At 68.7% G+C, this 18,034-nt stretch carries 10 protein-coding genes and 1 tRNA gene; 9 read left to right on the plus strand and 2 right to left on the minus strand.

The genetic code is table 11. The features are described 5' to 3' along the window. Positions 1 to 135 precede the first annotated feature (135 nt). The gene (locus V1634_RS22085; RefSeq protein ID WP_331209782.1) at positions 136 to 1,485 is read left to right on the plus strand and encodes a GNAT family N-acetyltransferase; all 1,350 of its coding nucleotides are present in this window, start codon (positions 136 to 138) and stop codon (positions 1,483 to 1,485) included. Positions 1,486 to 1,624: 139 nt separating this feature from the next. On the opposite strand, the gene V1634_RS22090 is transcribed toward V1634_RS22085, so the two are convergent. Then, the gene (locus V1634_RS22090; RefSeq protein WP_331209783.1) at positions 1,625 to 3,280 is read right to left on the minus strand and encodes a glycoside hydrolase family 44 protein; all 1,656 of its coding nucleotides are present in this window, start codon (positions 3,278 to 3,280) and stop codon (positions 1,625 to 1,627) included. 271 nt (positions 3,281 to 3,551) lie between these two features. Between V1634_RS22090 and V1634_RS22095 the strand changes: the two genes are divergently transcribed. Both V1634_RS22095 and V1634_RS22100 read left to right on the plus strand, forming a co-directional pair. Further along, positions 3,552 to 4,895, plus strand: a complete 1,344-nt coding sequence (locus V1634_RS22095; protein WP_407951832.1) for a ricin-type beta-trefoil lectin domain protein — start codon at positions 3,552 to 3,554, stop codon at positions 4,893 to 4,895. A 61-nt stretch (positions 4,896 to 4,956) separates the two neighbouring features. Then, positions 4,957 to 7,650, plus strand: a complete 2,694-nt coding sequence (locus tag V1634_RS22100; RefSeq protein ID WP_331209784.1) for an RICIN domain-containing protein — start codon at positions 4,957 to 4,959, stop codon at positions 7,648 to 7,650. A 207-nt stretch (positions 7,651 to 7,857) separates the two neighbouring features. Here V1634_RS22100 and V1634_RS22105 read toward each other — a convergent pair. Next, positions 7,858 to 7,939 (minus strand) — tRNA-Lys (locus tag V1634_RS22105). A 453-nt stretch (positions 7,940 to 8,392) separates the two neighbouring features. Here V1634_RS22105 and V1634_RS22110 point away from each other — a divergent pair. From V1634_RS22110 to V1634_RS22135, 6 genes are all read left to right on the plus strand, one after another. Next, entirely contained in the window at positions 8,393 to 9,289 is an 897-nt protein-coding gene (locus tag V1634_RS22110) for a hypothetical protein (RefSeq protein ID WP_331209785.1), read from the plus strand. Positions 9,290 to 9,502: 213 nt separating this feature from the next. Next, positions 9,503 to 10,258 carry a DUF429 domain-containing protein gene (locus tag V1634_RS22115; protein ID WP_331209786.1) on the plus strand — a complete coding sequence of 252 codons (756 nt, stop codon included), beginning with the start codon at positions 9,503 to 9,505 and terminating at the stop codon, positions 10,256 to 10,258. A 13-nt stretch (positions 10,259 to 10,271) separates the two neighbouring features. Further along, positions 10,272 to 11,501 (plus strand): DUF6361 family protein, encoded by a 1,230-nt coding sequence (locus tag V1634_RS22120; protein WP_331209787.1) that lies wholly within the window; start codon positions 10,272 to 10,274, stop codon positions 11,499 to 11,501. Positions 11,502 to 11,610: 109 nt separating this feature from the next. Then, on the plus strand, positions 11,611 to 13,239 hold the full coding sequence (locus tag V1634_RS22125) for a phospholipase D family protein (RefSeq protein WP_331209788.1): 1,629 nt from the start codon (positions 11,611 to 11,613) through the stop codon (positions 13,237 to 13,239). Next, positions 13,236 to 16,328: a C-terminal helicase domain-containing protein gene (locus tag V1634_RS22130; protein ID WP_331209789.1), complete on the plus strand. Its 3,093-nt coding sequence runs from the start codon at positions 13,236 to 13,238 to the stop codon at positions 16,326 to 16,328. Before V1634_RS22125 ends, V1634_RS22130 begins: the two co-directional genes overlap by 4 nt. Before the next feature lie 455 nt (positions 16,329 to 16,783). Then, the gene (locus V1634_RS22135) at positions 16,784 to 17,974 is read left to right on the plus strand and encodes a serine/threonine-protein kinase (RefSeq protein ID WP_331209790.1); all 1,191 of its coding nucleotides are present in this window, start codon (positions 16,784 to 16,786) and stop codon (positions 17,972 to 17,974) included. Positions 17,975 to 18,034: the final 60 nt, after the last annotated feature.

Here is an 18,034-nt window from a genome sequence, read left to right on the forward strand (position 1 = left end):
ACCCGTCTCGCGATCACCGATGAACCAACCCCCGCGCGCGGCGATGCTCGCCCGCCGTCGTACACCACGCCGATGCTGAGCCGGCACGGAGGAATCCTGGCCCGGACGGTCCGAGCTGCCGCTAGGAGACAAGGCATGACAAGGGAAGACGGCCCCTACCTGATCCGGCCGGGCAGAGCCCGCGACGCGATCGAGCTCGCTCGGCTGCACGCGGCGGTCCAGCTTCAGGCGGTGACCGGCGGGCAACCGCACCCCGGCATCGCCGCCTGGGTCGAAGACCTGCTGGACGGCGGTCATCCCTCGGTCGTACCCGACGACTTCCTGGTCGCGGAGGACCAGGCCACCGGCCGCCCGGTGGCCAGCCTCGTCGGGCTGCGGCAGGACTGGAGCCTGGCCGGGGTCAGACTGCCGGTCGCCCAGATCGAACTGGTCGGCACGGCACCCGAGCACCGCGGGAACCGACTCACCGAACGGCTGTTCGCCGCGCTGCACCAGCGGTACGCGGCCGACGGCGTGCCCGTCCAGATGATCGAGGGAATCCCGTACTTCTACCGGCGGCTCGGCTACGACTATGCCCTGGCCAACGACGGCGCTCCAGGGGTGCCCGCCGCCGCGCTGCCGATCAGCGAAGAGGACCGGTCGGACGCCTCCTCCGGCGGCCTGACGGTGCGCCCGGCCACCGTCGCCGACGCGGACGACCTCGCCGGCATCGACCGGCGGCTGGCCGACGGGGATGCCCTCGGGAACGCCCTGGTCTGCCCGAGGAACGCCGCGGTGTGGCGGTACGAGATCGCCGGGCGCCGTCCGGCGGACCTCGCCCGACGCGTGGTCGCCGTCCTGATGCACGGCGCCGACGTGCCGGGCTACCTGGTGCACGGTGCCCGGCTCTCCGCCGCCGGCGAGCTGATGGTGTTCGCGGCGGCCTGCGGGCGACCGGCCGACTGGTCGCGGGCGGCCGCCGCCATGCACGCATATCTGGGCCACGTCGGCCGGCAGTACGAGGCAGCGGCGGGGCTGCCGTTCGCCGCGGTCCGCCCCGTCCTCGACCCGGACCACCCGCTGGCCCGGCTCGGCCCGCCCGGCGTTCCGAGGCGGCCCCGAGGCTGGTACGTCCGCACCGGCGACCCGGTCGACCTGATCGCCCGGCTACAGCCGCTGCTGCGGGCTCGCTGGCGCGCAGCAGACCTGCGATGGCCCGAGCCAGCGCTGACCATCGACATGTACGGCCGCGCCGCCCAGCTCAGGTTCACCGACGGTGAACTGACGGCAGTGACAGCCATACGCGGCGCCGTCAGCCCGACCACCGATCCCGGAACCCACGCCGCCATCCCGCCGGGCGCTCTGCTCCAGCTGGCCCTCGGCCACCGCACCCTGCCCGAAGTGCTGGACACCTGGCCCGACTGCCTCCTCCGCGACCGCCGCACCGAACACTTCCTGAGCACGGCGTTTCCTCGGTTGCCGGTCCGGGTCTGGCCCCGCAACTGACCAGCGGAGCTGGGCGTACCGTTCGGGAAGATCCAGGATGTGCTCGGACACAGGTCCACCAACCATCACGAGGCTGATCCAGGTGGAAGTGACCCGGCCTCGGCCGGCGACGGGTGCCACTGGACAGACGGGTCACCGCTCAGTGTCGGTGTGGCGGCAGGACCAGCAGCGTGATGGAGTTCGCCGGGTACGTGGCGCTGACGCCGCCGCGGGTGACCGGAAGATCCGCACCCCGCACGATCGAGGTGAGATCGGCTGGGCTGTAGCTGAAACGCTGCGCCCTGCCCGTACCGTTGAATCCGGCGACCGACAACCGCGAGGTGAGATCGTCGCCCGTCTTGTTGATCACCATGACGGTCAGCGCCCTGTCGGACGAACGTTGCGCTCCGTAGACGGCGAGCTGCCCCTGGTCGCTGCTGACCGCCGAGACGCTCACGTCGCCGAACCGGCGCCCGGCCCCGTCGTAGTTCCGGTACATCCGGAACGCGTACGCGCCGGGGTCTGTCGGTGTGGGCTCGCCCCAGATGGTGGCCAGGTCCAGACCCTCGCGCCCGAAGATGCCGAGGACGTCGGCCTGCGCCAGCGCGCCGTTGATGTCGTCCAGCGCGCCCCAGTTGTACTCGGTGATGGCGGTCTTGGTGCCCGGGTAGTACTCCGCGATCCACGCCTTCATCGTGCGGATGAACTGCAGCGGTGGCGCGTTCACCCCGCCGGGACCGATCCACGACTCCTCGACGTACGTCGGGTCCCACAGCGAGCGCGTGGAGCGTAGCCGCAGCGCGTTGGTCTCCGGGTCCTTACCACCGCTGATCTGTGGGTAGTAGTGCTGGTCGAAGTAGTCGAGGAAACGCGTGCCGCCGTGGGCGTCGCTGAAGTCCTTCATGTTCTTCAGGTACCACTGGGACAGGTTGAGCCCGCCGTGCGCGGCCGCGTCCGCACCCGGGGCGCACCCGTCCAACCCGGACGCGACCCATTCGCAGTAGCCCCAGCCCGACGGGCCGAGCACCGCCGCGCTCGGGTCGGCGGCCTTGACGGCCGCGGCGGTCGCCGTGCCCTTGCCGCCCAGTTCGTCGTAGGTCACGAGTTCGGGGTGCACGTCACGGTGCGTCGAGCTCCACAGCACCGGCTCGTTGTCGAGCTCGTAGATCGACACGCCGCCCCGCGCCGCCGGGCCGAACTGGCTCACCAGGTGCGACACCATCTCACCCGCGAACGCCGGATCCGCCGGGACCGAGGTGTCCGTGGGATCCGCCCCGGTGAGGTTCTCGTTGTTCAGCCGGCCGTTTCCGCAGTTGGCGTCCCACGGGTCGAACGAATCCTGATCGGGGAAGCGGGTCGCCGGGAAACCGCAGGCGAACGGGTGCGACTGGGGCGAGTCCTTCGCCACCCACCCGATCAACGGCACGGTGACCACCTGCTTGATCCTGCGGTCCCGGTTGCGCTGGACGAACGCCTCCACCGTGTTGTCCGGCCCGGCCACGATGTTCTCGAAGTACCAGTCGCTGCCGGTGTTGTAGGTGTGGTTCTTGAAGTTGTAGCGACTGCTCGCGTTGCCGCCCCAGCGCGCCACCGGCATGCCGAGTTCGGCGAGGAGACCGGGATCACCGCCGTTCATGCCATAGACGTCCGGACTGATCCGGTGCCGGGCGGCGGAGACGTCCACGGAGAGGGTGAGCCCGGCATCGGCCGCCGCCGGGCCGGCCGCGACCTGGGCGGTCAGCAGCCCCGCCACCAGAGCTGCGATCGCGCCCACGGCCGTGGCCGAGCGGGCCTCGCGCCGTCCATGAGTACCCATCAAGAGCTCCCGCCGCCACTCGACCCGACAGACACCGAACCGATTCGAATCATCTCTGTCTATCTCTTCGCCGTCAACGGGCGCCGGCTGGAGCGCCGTGAGAGCACCTCCGGCCGGGGGCGCATCCACCGACCCGGGGGTCCCGGCCGAGCATGGGCGGCAGTGACGAGACTTGACGGACGTCTTACGTCATATGACTATGTCCATCTATATAGATGTCGGCTCGCGTCCAGCCCGGGAAGGGTTGACTTCCGGAAGAGGGGACCAACCTGTGGTACGTCGCAAACTCTCGGCCCACCAGATAGGAGCGGTCCTGGCTGCCATGGTCATGGTCGCCGCCGGGGCGTACGTCATCACGACCGTGACGCCGGCGACCGCGGCGACCACCGCCGGCTGCGGCAAGGCCCCGGGACTGAGCAGTGGCACCCACACCATCTCCAGCGGCGGCAAGAGCCGCAGCTTCATCCTTCGGCTCCCCGACAGCTACGACAACACCTATCCGCACCGGCTGGCCTTCGGATTCCACTGGTGGGGCGGCACCGCCAACGACGTCGCCTCCGGCGGAACCGACGGCTACGCCTGGGCCTACTACGGCATGCTGTCGCAGTCGAACAACACCACGGTCTTCGTCGCCCCACAGGGCATCAGCAACGGCTGGGCCAATTCCAACGGTGAGGACGTCACCTTCACCGACGAAATGATCCGGGTGATCGAGAACGCGCTCTGCGTCGACACGACACAACGCTTCTCGGTCGGGTTCAGCTACGGCGGCGCGATGAGCTACTCGCTGGCGTGTTCCCGCCCGACCGTGTTCCGTGCGGTCGCGGCCATCGCCGCCCCCGGAGAGATCAGCGGCTGCAGCGGCGGTACCCAGCCCGTGGCGTACCTGGGGATTCACGGAATCAACGACAACATCCAGAGCGGCCGGTCGCTACGCGACAGGTGGATCCGTAACAACGGTTGCGCCGCGCAGAACGCCCCCGAGCCCGCACCGGGGAGCCTGACCCACATCATCACCACCTACTCGTGCCGGGCCGGCTACCCGGTGGTATGGGCCCCGTTCGACGGCGGCCACCAGCAGGGTCCGGTGGATGGATGTGCCGGCTGTGAGAGCGGGGCGCGAAGCTGGGTCAAGCACGAGGTGTGGCGGTTCTTCACCCAGTTCGGGTCCACCCCGCCGCCCACCGGCACACCGCCGCCATCCAGCACTCCGCCGCCCGGCCAGCAGAATGTGATGATCGCCGGTAGTCAGTCGAACCGTTGCATCGACGTGCCCAACTCCAGCACCGGCAACGGAACCCGGGTGCAGCTGTGGGACTGTAACGGTGGCACCAACCAGCGCTGGACCCACACCGCCAACCGCACACTGACCGTCTACGGCAACAAGTGCCTGGACGCCAGCGGATCGGGCAGCAGCAACGGCACAGCCGTGATCATCTGGGACTGCCACGGCGGCGCGAACCAGCAGTGGAACCTGAACAGCAACGGAACCATCACGACCGCCCAATCCGGACTCTGCCTCGACGCAGTCGGTAACGGAACGGCCAACGGGACGCAACTTCACCTGTGGACCTGCCACGGCGGCGCCAACCAGCAGTGGAGCACCCGCGGCTGACCGCGGGCCGGCACAGCGCCTCGCATCGCCTCTCGTTGGCGACGAGTGAAAGGAACCGTACGTGAAGTCAGCCTCTTCCGCCCCTCGGAGGTCGTTGCCGGCAGTCGCGGTGCTCGTCGCCGCCATGCTGCCAGCCGTGTTCGCAGATCAGCCGCCGGCTTCGGCCGCCGCCCAGGAGACCTACTACGTCGCTCCGGACGGCAACGACGCCAACCCGGGAACAGTCCAGGCACCATTCAGAACCGTGCAGCGTGCGCGGGACGTCGTCCGGACGGTGAACGCGAGTATGTCCGGCGACATCCAGGTGTACCTGCGCGGCGGACGCTATCCGGTGAGCAGCACGATCGAGTTCGGGCCCGGTGACTCCGGCACGAACGGCTACCGGGTCGTATACGCCGGCTACCCCGGCGAGACGCCGATCCTCGACGGTGGTGTCCAGGTGACCGGATGGACCCAGCACAGCGGCAACATCTGGAAGGCTCCGCTCGACCGGGCCAACAAACTGCGGACGCTCTACGTCAACGACAAGCGGGCGTTCATGGCCTCGAAGACCATCAACTCGGCGGGCTGCCACGGGACGTACAACATCACGGCCGGGCAGGCCGCATGGGCCTGGGAGTCGGGGTCGCAGTGCGACGGCGCCCGGTACAACTCGGCCGACTTCCCGGCCATCGCCCGCAACCAGGACGACATCGAGATCGAGACGGCGACGACCTGGACCACGGCGATCGTGGGGGTCCGTCAGGTGACCACCGACGGCGGGAGCCGGATCGCGCTGTTCCAGCAGCCGGGCGCGGCTATCGCCCAGGGCGCGTTCAACGGCAACGCCCAGGTCGGCGGGAGCCACAAGGTCATGAACGCCTACGAGTTCCTGGACGCGCCGGGCGAGTTCTTCTTCGACAGGAGCAGCCGGACCTTGTACTACTACAGGGCCAGTTCCGAGAACATGTCGACCGCGACGGTCTTCGCGCCGAACAACGTGACCACGCTGCTGCGGGTCGCCGGCACGTCGACGAGCGACCACGTCCGCGATATCACGTTCTCCGGCCTCACGGTCCAGCACTCCGACTGGAACCTGTTCGACGTGGCCGGCTCGGTGTTCAAGCAGGCGCAGCAGGGCAATCTGGGAGCGCAGGCGTACGCGAAGGGGAACTTCCACGTCTACTACTACCGCAACGTCGACGTCACTCCGGGCATGATCCAGATCCAGAACGCCGACGGCATCCTCCTGCGACGCAACCGGATCCAGCACACCGGTGCCGACGGGATCAGCCTGGTCAACGACGTGCAGAACTCGCAGCTGATCGGCAACCACACCAACGACATCGCCGGGTCGGCCATCTCCGTGGGCCATCCGCAGCACGTCTACATCGGCGACCACACGTCGACCAACCGCGAGAAATACCCCCCGCACGTCGAAGGAGTACCGAAGAACATCGACATCGAGAACAACTACCTCTACGACAGCGCCGTCCTGTTCCACGGGCACAGCCCGATCACGGCGTACTTCGTCGACACCGTCGCGATCCAGCGCAACCGGATCGAGAGGGCCCCGTGGTCGGGCATCACGCTCGGCTGGGGATGGTGGAACTTCGACGGGTCATCGGGCTCGATCGCACCCAACCGGCCGACCACGACGGCGAGAAACAACACCATCAGCCACAACCACATCATCGACACGGTGCAGCGGCTCAGCGACACCGCCCCCATCTACACCCTGGGCAGCCAGCCGGGGACGACGATCACCAACAACTATCTGCAGGGCGTTCCCGCCGGCCACAAGTACGGCCTCCACCCGGACGAGGGTTCGGCGTTCATGACCTTCCGCGACAACGTGCTGAGCGTGGACAAGAACGTCACGTGGCTCATCAACTCCGATGACTTCGGACGCAAGCACGACCTGAGCATCACGCAGATCTACGGCCCGATCAACAAGGTCTCGAACAAGAGCCTGCCAAACAGTACGATCCACGACATCCTCGTCTCCTCCGACTATGTCTGGCCGGCGCCGGCGTACAGCATCGCCGTCAACTCCGGCCTGGAGGACGCGTTCCGGGACATCATCCCGGCGGGCAACCTCTCCCTGCCGAATTACGTCCTGCCGGCCGGCACGTTCGTCACCGGCACGACCTCGTCGATCCCGATCCGCAGCACCGGCGACGCGACCCGGACGGTCTGGCTGGCCCCCTCCGGTACGACCAGCTTCACCGCCGGCCCGACAATGACCCGGGCGGCGGGCAACGCCACCTCCATAGCCGTGCCGACCGCGCAGGGTGAGTACCGGATCCACGTACTCGACGCGCAGGGCAACCGGTCGGCCGAGTCGAGTTCGATCGTCCGGCAGCAGGGCACCGGCGGCGGTCCGCAGGGCGGACGGCTCGTGGGCGGACAGTCGGGCCGCTGCGTCGACGTGCCGAACTCCTCCACCACCAACGGCACCCAGGTCCAGCTCTGGGACTGCTCCGGCGGCACGAACCAGCAGTGGACCTACACCGCCAGCAAGCAACTGACCGGGTACGGAACCAAGTGCCTGGACGCGAACAACGCCGGCACGACCAACGGCACCACGGTCATCATCTGGGACTGCCACGGCGGACTGAACCAGCAGTGGAACCTCAACGCCAACGGCACCGTCACGAACGCCCAGTCCGGGCTCTGCCTCGACGCCAACGGCGGCGCCACCGCCAACGGCACAAAGATCATCCTCTGGTCGTGCAACGGTGGCACGAACCAGCAGTGGAGCCTGGGCAACTGACCAACCAGCCGGGGAGCCGGACGGGGCCAGGGCCCGGCCCGGCTCCCCGGGCAACTACCGCTGGTAACAAGCACGCGGTACCGAACTGGCCACCGCCATGACCGACGGCCACCGGGCCGAGTCACCCAGCGCCCAGACGAACCGCCACCGGCGTACGCGAAAAAGGCCCCGGCCGGCACAGTAGTGCCAGGTCAGGGCCTTGATCGTTGGTGCGCCGCCAGGGACTCGAACCCCGAACCCGCGGATTAAGAGTCCCGATGATGCCGTGCTCATCGGTCCCGCACGACGCTGACAGTCCCACGGCCCCTACCAGTCCATTGCCTGTGGGCCGCCGTGTGCCACTGGATGCCCGTCGTCCACGGCGCGCGAGCACCCGGTGAGCACCCGCATACCCGCGTCCCGGACGACCATAAGCCAGCTGAGCGGAACCGGCGCCTGGCCGGCCATGCGACTCGAAGCGGTGGGCGTAGAGGTCCTTGTGCGTCGCTCGTGTCCGTCGTACGGTGCAAGAGGCGGGACGCCGGTCTATCCGTCTCCCCTTGCTTGCCGCTTCCTCTCGCGGAGCCCACATCGCGGCGTGAACGCCGAGGGCTACAGACCGCCTGCGGCTCTACCCATCTGGTTTCTGAGGGCCCTTGCCTACCTGGGGTAGGCCGCCGATCTCGCGCGTTCCCTGCTAGTCGGACCCCCACGCTGCCGTACCCGTGGTCAGCGTCGTTCCCACCGTGAGAGGAGTACCACCATGATCGTTCGATCCGATGGCGTATCGCAGGATCCCGTCGGCGCGTTGCTGGCTGAGGCGTTTCCGTACCGGCATGTTCTGCGCGCCGACATCGCGGCTGATCTCCGCCGCTGTCCAGTTCTGCTGATCGACCCGCCGAACAAGTCGTTCTTCGGCCACGTTGTGGAACTCGCGATTGGTCTGGCCTTGTGCGATCAGGGCCCGTATTCTCGCCTGCTCCACTGCCTCGACCGCGACCTTGCGGCCCGTTTACTCAACATGGCCGGCTACCGGCCCACCAACAACGCCACCACGGCACACGACGTCTGGCACCGTAGCGGCTCAGCGCTGCAGCCAGCGCGCATCTTCACCGTGGCCAGTCGGCTCGCTCACGTCCGTAACTTGCTCAACGACCTCGACCGTCACTGCTCGAACTCCGTAGATGTCGCGCAGCATCTCCTTGGGCAATACCCGCGTCTCCTCAGCGGTCATGTCGAGGAGACGTATCACACGAGGCGAGTGTTCCGTACCGTCTGGGCCAGCTACTCCAGTGGCTTCCACAGCGCTTTCCGCTCCTACGGACCGGCGTCCACGCAGCTGTCCCTGCTCGACGGACGCCGCCACGCCGACTTCCTCCTTGGTACCACCGTGCTGGAAGTGAAGAGCGGTCGACTCGACGATGACCGCTACCTTGACGAGCTGATCCATCAGATCCTGACGTACGCGCTGCTTGCCCATCACGATGGTCACCGCGTCACTCATGTCGCCGTCTACGCGGTTCGATATCAGCGGCTGCTGCGATATCGCATCGATGAGCTGGCCAATCAGCTCGCCGGCACGCCCATCGATCTGGCTGCAACCGGCGCCGCCCTGGCCGCCGCCATAAGGGACCGGCCACGTCGAAGGCCAGCCGCCTGAACGCGAGAAGCGAACCGGGTGCACCGCGATCGGCCGCTCGACCCAGTGGACGAACATGTATCGGTGTGCTGCAGAACGTCGCGCCGTGGACGACGCCGCCGAACCGCACCCAGCCCTGGCTCAGCGCATCGGATCCCGGATACAGCTGAACGTCAGCTAACGACCGTCGGTCGAGCCATGTCTTACCGAGCTATCGACACCTAGAGTGGTGCGGTGCTGACCCTGGGCGTCGACCTTGCAGCGGCGGACAAGCGTACGGCGATCGCCGCAGTCGAATGGCTGCCGGACCGCGCCATAGTGCGGGACCTGGTCCTCGACGTCAGCGACGCCCGCATCGTCGAGGCCAGCGAGCACGCTGACAAAATCGGACTGGACTGCCCCCTCGGCTGGCCGGAGCCTTTCGTCGCGCTCGTGCAGGCCCACCGCCTCGGTCACGTCGCCGTCGCTGATGGCGATGGCGCCCAGTGGCGACGTGGCCTTGCGTACCGGCTGACGGACGAGGTGGTCCGCGAGGAGACTGGCATCATCCCGCTTAGTGTGTCCGCGGACCGCATCGCGCATGCCGCCTTCCGCTGCGCCGGGTTGTTGGCGATGCTCGCCACCGCCGGACACGACGTGGACCGTGGCGGCGGCGGGAAAGTCGTGGAGGTATATCCGGCGGCGGCACTGTACCGCTGGGGATTGGCACATCGCGGTTACAAGGGCCGGGGCCAGCAGGTGCAGCACGCCGACCTGGTGACCGCGCTCCGCGATGACGCGCCCTGGCTGGAGCTGGGAGCGTTCGAGGGGCTGTGTCGGCGCAGCCACGACGCGTTCGACTCGGTGATCGCGGCCTTGAACGCGCGCGCCGCAGCGATCGGCATGGCTGTCCAGCCGAGCGACGAGCAGCGGCCGATCGCACGAGTCGAGGGCTGGATCGCGCTGCCGACCGGTTCGCTCAGCAATCTCATCCATGGCACGGACGAATGAGCGGAGGGTGTTGATGGCCTCGGGATTGAGCTGGCTGGACAGTTCCCGCGACGACCAGAACCGGATGCGTGAGCTGCTCAAGCTGTTCAGCGACGCGGAGAGCCGGGACGAGTTGGGCGTCGGCCAGGTCCGCGACGCGTTCAGCGACCTGTTGTTTCCCGGGACCTCGGTGCTGCAGACCCGGGCAAGGTACCTGCTGATCGTGCCGTGGTGCTATCAGGAGGCGCAGCGGCGTGGACTGCGCGGTGAGCGCCTCGCCGCGCAGGTTGACGGCAACGAGCGGAAGGTGATCGCTGCGCTGCTACGCGGGGACGACACCGCAGGTGTGATCGGCCGGCGGGCAGGCGTCGGTGTGCGAACCCTGCCATCGGCCATCTACGCGGCGGCGCTGCTGCGGTACGGCATCCGCACGGGTGACGACGACATCCCGGGCCGACGGGTGGCGTCCGGATCGTCCGAGGCCGATGAGCTGGCCGACCAGTCGAGCGGTGCCTGGCAGCCGACGCTGCCGGTAGCACCGGCGAACTTCCCGAATGAGGTCGACGGCGGACTGACGCTGTATCCGCAGGAGGCCCGCTGGCTGCGGGAGAGGCTTCTTGCCGCGGCGCCGGACACGCTGTTGGCGTACCTGCTCCAACCCGAGCATCGGCCGGTTACCGACGGCCAAGTGCCGTGGGAGCCGGCGGCGCTCGCCGCGCCGGAGCCGGTCGGTTCGCTGGTCTGGGACGCGCAGCGGTTCTCGCTGGCGATGCATGGCGCAGCGTTGCTGTACAACCGGCTCGTGGCCGAGCGGTACGAGCAAGCCGGTCTGACCGAGCACGAGAATCCGACGGACGTGTACCGCGACGCCCTGCGGGAGTGGAGTGATCGAGTGTCGGCCTTGCCCGGCCTCAAGGGCTGGGAGCGGTCGAGGATGTGGAGCCGGTTGATCCAGCAGAACCCGCGAATCGCCACGAACGCAGCGGCGCACCGGTTCATCGAGCAGTGGCTCGACGCGGTGACCAGCGGAGCCGCCGCTGATGCGGCCACCGACCCAGGCCTGCGGGCTTTCGTGGCCGAGCGGGAACGGTCGGTGAAGAAGGGCCAGTCGCGGCTGGTCAACGACAAGCTGCTCCGCACGTGGAGTGGCGCGTCGGGCAGCCGGCAACTGGTGTTCCGGTGGCCGCAGGTACGCCGGGTCCTCGCCGACATCCACGACGGCTGCGCCGCCGACCTGCCGGAGGCTGCCGGTGCTCGCGCCTGACTCCCGCGCCCTGCTGCTTGACGCGCTGCGCCCACCAGCGGGCGCTCGGCTGTCACGAGCCGTGGCGTTGACGTTCACCCTGGACTTGGAGAGTCTGCTGGTCGCCCCGTTGGCGTTCGCCGCCCAGGGCCTGCGGGAATCTACGGACCCGATCACGGTAATGGAGGGCGTGCGGCACTGCGCCGACCGCATCGACGTGTTCTGCCAAGCGGGGCAGATCACCGTGCCCCCGACGCAGTCCGCGCTGCTGGCGTTCGTCGAGCCCATGGTGCACCAGGTACGCCGGCCCAAACCCGGGCACCTGTTCCACCCGAAGGTGTGGGCGCTGCGCTTCCACGACGAGACGACCGGCGAGACGTCCCTGCGGCTGCTGGTGCTCAGCCGGAACCTGACCAAGGATCGCAGCTGGGACGTGTGCCTGCGCATGGACGGTGTTATCGGCCCACGGCCGAAGGCGGACAACCGGCCGCTGTCTGAACTCCTGCGGCATGCGGTGCGGCTGGCGGTCGCGCCACTACCGCCGGATCGGCAGGCGGCGGTCGAGGCACTGGCCGAGGACCTGCGCCGGGCCCAGTGGGAACTCCCCGACAGAGCCCGGGAGATGTCCTTCCACGCGCTGGGCGTGCCCGGCGCGCGCCCGCCGCGTTTCGAGGGCACGCGTCACCTCATCATCTCGCCGTTCTGCACACCGGGCGGCCTGGACCGGTGCGCGCCAGGCGGGCAGCTGACCCTGGTGAGCCGGCAGGAGACCCTGGACTGCCTGCCGGAGGAGACAGTAGCCGGGTCGGAGGCGTTCGTGGTCAATGCTCTGGCGGGTCTGCCCGCCGAGGGGGCGCCGTCGGGCCAGGAGGTGCTGCACGGGCTGCACGCGAAGGTGTACGTGGTGGAGAAGGGCCACCAGGCACGGGTCCTGCTCGGCTCCGCGAACGCCACCGACGCGGCGTTCGGCGGGAACGTCGAACTGTTGGTGGAGCTGGTCGGCAGCCGCGCCCAGTGGGGCATCAACACCGTCCTCGGTCCGGAAGCAGGTCTCCGCGGGATCCTTGAACCCTACGACCGCCACGATGCCACCGAGTCGGAGCCGGAAGCGACCGCGCTACTGGACCTGATCCGCGACATCGCGGCCATCCCACTGTCGGCCACCGTCACCAGCGATGCCGACAGCTACGGCATCCGGCTCACCTCCCAGGAGGGCCTGCCCGATCTGCCGGGTGCGCGGATCACCGCGCAGATGCACACCCGGCGCGGTGAGGCGGTGCCGCTGGTGGCGGGGCAGCCGGTGGCTGCCGTGTTCACCGGACTTGCGCTGGCCGACCTCACCCCGTTCATCGTCATCACGGCCGAGGACACCACCGGCCGAGAGCAGACCGTCGTCCTGGCCACCCTGATCGGCGACCCCGCACATCGGCTCGATCACGTCCTCGCCCAGCAGATCGACACCCCGGAGAAGTTCCTGCGGTTTCTGCTGCTGATCCTCGGCCTCGGCACCGAGGCTGCCGCCGCCGTAGGGGGCGGAACCGGCGGATCGGGTGCCTGGCGCGCTGGCGGGACCGGGATCCTCGAGCTGCTGCTCAACACTCTCGCCGACCGGCCGGACCAGCTCGACGAGCTAGCCCGGTTGGTGACCCGCATCGAAGCCACCGGCGACAGCAGCCGGCTGCTGCCTGCGGGCTTTCCCGAGCTGTGGCGGGTCATCACGGCGGCCCGCGAGACGATGACAGAGGCGGTGCGCGCGTGAACAGGTACGACGCCGGGCCGGTCATGGCCGGTTTGAAAGACTTCCAACGCGCCACCGTCGCGCATGTCATCGACCGGTACTTCGGCACCGATCCGACCCGCCGGTTCCTAGTCGCCGACGAGACCGGCCTCGGCAAGAGCGTCGTCGCCCGGGGCGTCATCGCTCAGACCCTGCAGCGATTGCAGGACGACGACAGCGTGGACCGGGTCGACGTCGTCTACGTCTGCTCCAACCAAGACGTCGCCCGGCAGAACATCGCCCGGCTGCGGGTCACCTCCGACGAAACCGTCACGCTGTCCAGCCGACTCACCCTGCTCGCCAAGCACGCCACTCAGCTCAACGCCGCACCCACCACCGCGGGCAAGCCGATCAACCTGGTCGCGTTCACCCCGGGCACCTCGTTCGACCAGGGGTGGCGCACCGGTACGGCCGAGGAGCGAGCACTGCTGTTCCTGATCCTCGAGCAGGCGAGCTCGTGGAACGGTTGGCGGACCCGAGCAGCGCAGCGGGCCTTACAGGCGACCATCGGCAAGCCCGAACGGTTCAAGTGGCACTGCAACCGGCTACGGGAACAGCTCAAAGGGAAAGTCGACCACACCATCACCCGCAGCTTCCTGCGCCGCGCCCGTCGACAAGGCCTGCTTGACGAGTTCGACGCGCTGCTCGACGACATCGGCCGCCGCTCCGCCCTACCCGACGCACTACGAGAGACGGCCCGCACACTCACCGGCGCTCTCCGAACCACGCTCGCGACCGCCGGCGTCGAGGTTCTCGAACCCGACCTGATCATCCTCGACGAGTTCCAACGGTTCCGGGAGCTGCTCAACCCCAACGGCGGCGAGGGCGCCGACCTCGCCCGACACCTGTTCGGCTACCGGGCCGCCCGGGTGCTGCTGCTGTCGGCCACCCCGTACAAGCCGTTCACCTTCGCCGAGGAGGCCACCGCCGGCGAGGACCACTACCGCGACTTCCAGCAGGTGCTGCGCTTCCTCAGCGACGACGAGTCCTGGCACGCCGACGTGACGAAGGCGTTCGAGGAGTACCGGAACGCGCTGGTGCGCGGCGAGCCCTGCGGTGACCTGCGCGACTGGCTGCGCGGTCTGCTGCTGCGGGTCATGTGTCGTACGGAACGGCCCGCGCTGGTGCAGGACGGCATGCTGCGGGAGCACCTCACCGTGGCGGACAACCTCGACGCGCGTGATGTCCGCAGCTACGTGGCGATGCGCAAGATCGCCGGTGTCGTCGGCGCTCCGATGACGGTCGAGTACTGGAAGTCCGCCCCGTACTTCCTCAACTTCCTCGACGGCTACCAGCTCGGCGACAAGGTCCGCGCCGCGCTCGACGGCCAGCCGCACCCCGAAGTGTCCGCGCTGCTGGCCTCCACCCAGCTGCTCGAGGCCGAGGCGATCAACCGACGCGAACCGGTCGATCTCGGCAACGCCCGGCTCCGGCAGCTCGCCGCCGACACCGTCGACCAGGGCTGGTGGCGACTGCTGTGGCTGCCCCCATCCATGCCCTACCACGCGCTCGGCGCGCCGTTCACCACCGCAGCGCGGGACGGCATCACCAAGCGGCTGCTGTTCTCGTCCTGGAACGCCACACCCACCGCCGTGGCAGGGCTACTCAGCTACGAAGCCGAACGCCGGCTCGGCGCCACCGGGGAAGGGCACCGGCATCTCGACTACCGACTGGAACACGGCCGACCGGCGGCGATGAGCGTCCTGGCGCTGTTCTGGCCCCATCCCGCCCTGGCCGATCTTTGCGACCCGCTGGCCCTAGCCCGGCAACGGCCGGACGAGACCGCACCGCTCGACGTGTTCGAACGCGAGGTGCGGGAACGGCTGCTTGCTCGCGCTTCGGGCGATGCGGAGGCCACCGAAGCGAGCCCGGCCGAGCCGTGGGAACTGATCTTCCGGTGGCCCGGCGCCGACCCCGGCCCGGACGACGCCGCTGCCGCCCTGGGCACCTCCGCCGAAGAGGACGGAACCGCCACCGGCCTGGACCGGCACGTGGAGCGAGCCCGCCAGCTGGCCAGCGATGCCCGCTACCCGGCAACAGACCATCTCGACGGTCTGCTCGGCATCGCGGAGATCGGCCTGCACGGACCGGGCAACATCGCCTGGCGGGCACTGTCCCGGCTGATCCACCCCGGCGATGCGGTCACACCCGCAGGGCACTGGCGCGCTGCGGCGGTCCTGGCGAACGGGCTGCGGTCCCTTTTCAACCGGCCTGAATCCGCGCAGCTGCTCGACAGCCTGTCGATGGGCCCGGTCTACTGGCGAGCGGTGCTGCGGTACTGCGCCGCCGGCGGCCTGCAAGCCGTCCTCGACGAGCACCTGCACACCCTGCGCAGCGGTGCCGCCGACACCCGCCTCGACGACGAGGAACTCTGCCGGCTCGCCGACGAGGCGCGGCAGGCGATCGCCAGCCGACCGTCGACGTACGAAGCCTTCAACCCACACCACCCCGACGAGCGGATCAAACTGCCCGGCCGGTTCGCGCTGCGCTACGGCGGCCGCGGCGAAGAACAATCCCAGGTCAACCGTAAGGAGGCCGTCCGTCGGGCCTTCAATAGCCCGTTCTGGCCGTTCGTTGTCGCCACCACCAGCGCCGGCCAGGAAGGCATCGACTTCCACCAGTGGTGCTCGGCCGTCGTGCACTGGAACACCCCCGCCAACCCCGTCGACTTCGAGCAGCGTGAGGGCCGGGTGCACCGGTTCGGCGGGCACGCCGTACGCCGCAATGTCGCCGCCGCACACCGCGCTGAGGCCTTGCGCTCCCCCGAGCCGGACGTGTGGAAGGCCCTGTACGACGCGGCACGAACGGTCTCTGGAGAGCTTGGCGACTTCGCGCCGTACTGGGTGTTCCCCGGGCCGGCGAAGATCGAGCGGCACGTCCTGCCGTACCCGCTCAGCCGCGATCAGGCGAAGCTCGACCGGCTCAAGTCGGACCTAGTGATGTACCGGCTAGCGTTCGGCCAGCCTAGGCAGGAAGACCTACTAAACCTGCTGAGACGTGGGAAAGCCGGCGCAGCGGGCGTACCCGACATCCTGGATCTGCGACCACTGACTGAGGGGAGAGGCCAGTGATGGAGCAGCGAGCCTGGCAGGTCATCCTCGCGCAGCCCGGAAGTTGACAAACACAAGCTCGACTTCAGCCGAGCAGAGCTAATTCACAGAGCCCAGCGGCTGGCCTGACGCGCTGTCCACAGTCGCTCGACCAGGTCATTCAGGAAGTGGCGAGGTGGCGCGACGGCTACACCCCGAGCGGCCGGGGAGAGCGACTGCTCACCTGAGCCAGTCTGTGCTGAGGATGTCGGTCGCGCGGCAGCGGTCTGACGGCCGAAGCAAGCTTCAGGTAGGACCCGACGATGGCGGCGACCTTGGCCGTCGACTGGGTTTCCTAGTGAGCCTGTGACCCGGGAAGGCCGATGTGCTTCAACGTCATGCGTGGATACTTCAGCTGAATGGTGGTCCAGCGCTGACCGTGTGGTGCTCGTACGGATGCGTGCAGTCGGGCAGACTTCGTCCGAAGTAGAACCTGGGTGGACAGATCGCGGAAAGGCGCAGAATACAACATGACTGGTCTTTCCACCCAGATCGGTCGTTACGCAGTCAAGCGTCGCCTCGGTCAGGGCGGCATGGGTGAGGTTTTCCTCGCCTACTCACCGGCTGGGTCACCGGTCGCGGTGAAGCTGATCCGCAGCGACCGCCTCGATCCGAACACCCGGGCCCGGTTCGAACGCGAGGCGGCGATCGCGCGGACAGTGATTGGTACGAACCGGATCGCCCGCTTCTTGGACGCTGATCCCTACGCCGACCGGCCCTGGCTGGCTATGGAGTACGTCCCCGGCTACACCCTGCTGGAGTACGTGGACGAACACGGTGTCCTGCCGGTGCCACTGGTGGCGAGTCTTGCCGCGCTGCTTGCCGAGGGCTTGGATGCAGTACACGCTGCCGGGCTACTGCATCGTGACCTGAAGCCGCAGAACGTCATCCTCGGCGGCGAAGGCCCAATGATCATCGACTTCGGGTTGGCTGCGTTTGTGGACGCGCCAGCGTCGCAGGACTCCGTGTCGCAGAGCGGGATGATCATAGGGTCGGTCCGGTGTATGCCGCCCGAACAGGCGGACGGCAATCCCCGGGTCAGCCCGGCGGCCGACGTGTACGCGCTGGGCACGGTGCTGCTCTACGCCGCTGCACGTCACTATCCGTATGACGGACGGACCTGGCGGAACATCGTCGACCGAGTCACCCATCCCGACGTCGAGCCGGATCTCAGCGGTGTTCCGTCTCGGCTGCTGCCGCTGCTGCGGTCGATGCTTGCTCACGAGCCTGGTGCGCGTCCGGCGGTTTCTGCGGTGGCCGAGGAGTGCGCGACGCTGCTCCGCCAGCTGGACATCAGTCCCGCCGATGCGCGGTTGGCGCTCATCAGCCGGACCGCTGGGGTGTATCCGTCGCTCCGTGCCGAGCAGGTGCCGCTGGCGGAAATCGAGGCGCGTCTCGCGAAGCTGAGCGCCGAGTCCGCCATGGAGGAGCCCGGACCGCTGGATGCGCCACCGCCCGTAGTCGAGCCCGAGGCCGACGCCGAACCGGAGACCGAGGCCGTGACGCAGGAGACCCCGGGGCCGCCGGCACCCGCAGTCCGGCCGCCACGCAGACCGGGGCGACGGCCCGCGTCCAGCCGGGTAGCCGAGCAGCTACGGGCGGCGTACGCTGCTCAGCCCGCGCTGTAGACAGACGTACCACACAAGACAGACGTACTGGCGGAGCCAGGCGTACAGCAGGGTGGCAGA

The organism is Plantactinospora veratri, from assembly GCF_036421995.1.
In the GTDB taxonomy this organism is placed as follows: domain Bacteria; phylum Actinomycetota; class Actinomycetes; order Mycobacteriales; family Micromonosporaceae; genus Plantactinospora; species Plantactinospora veratri.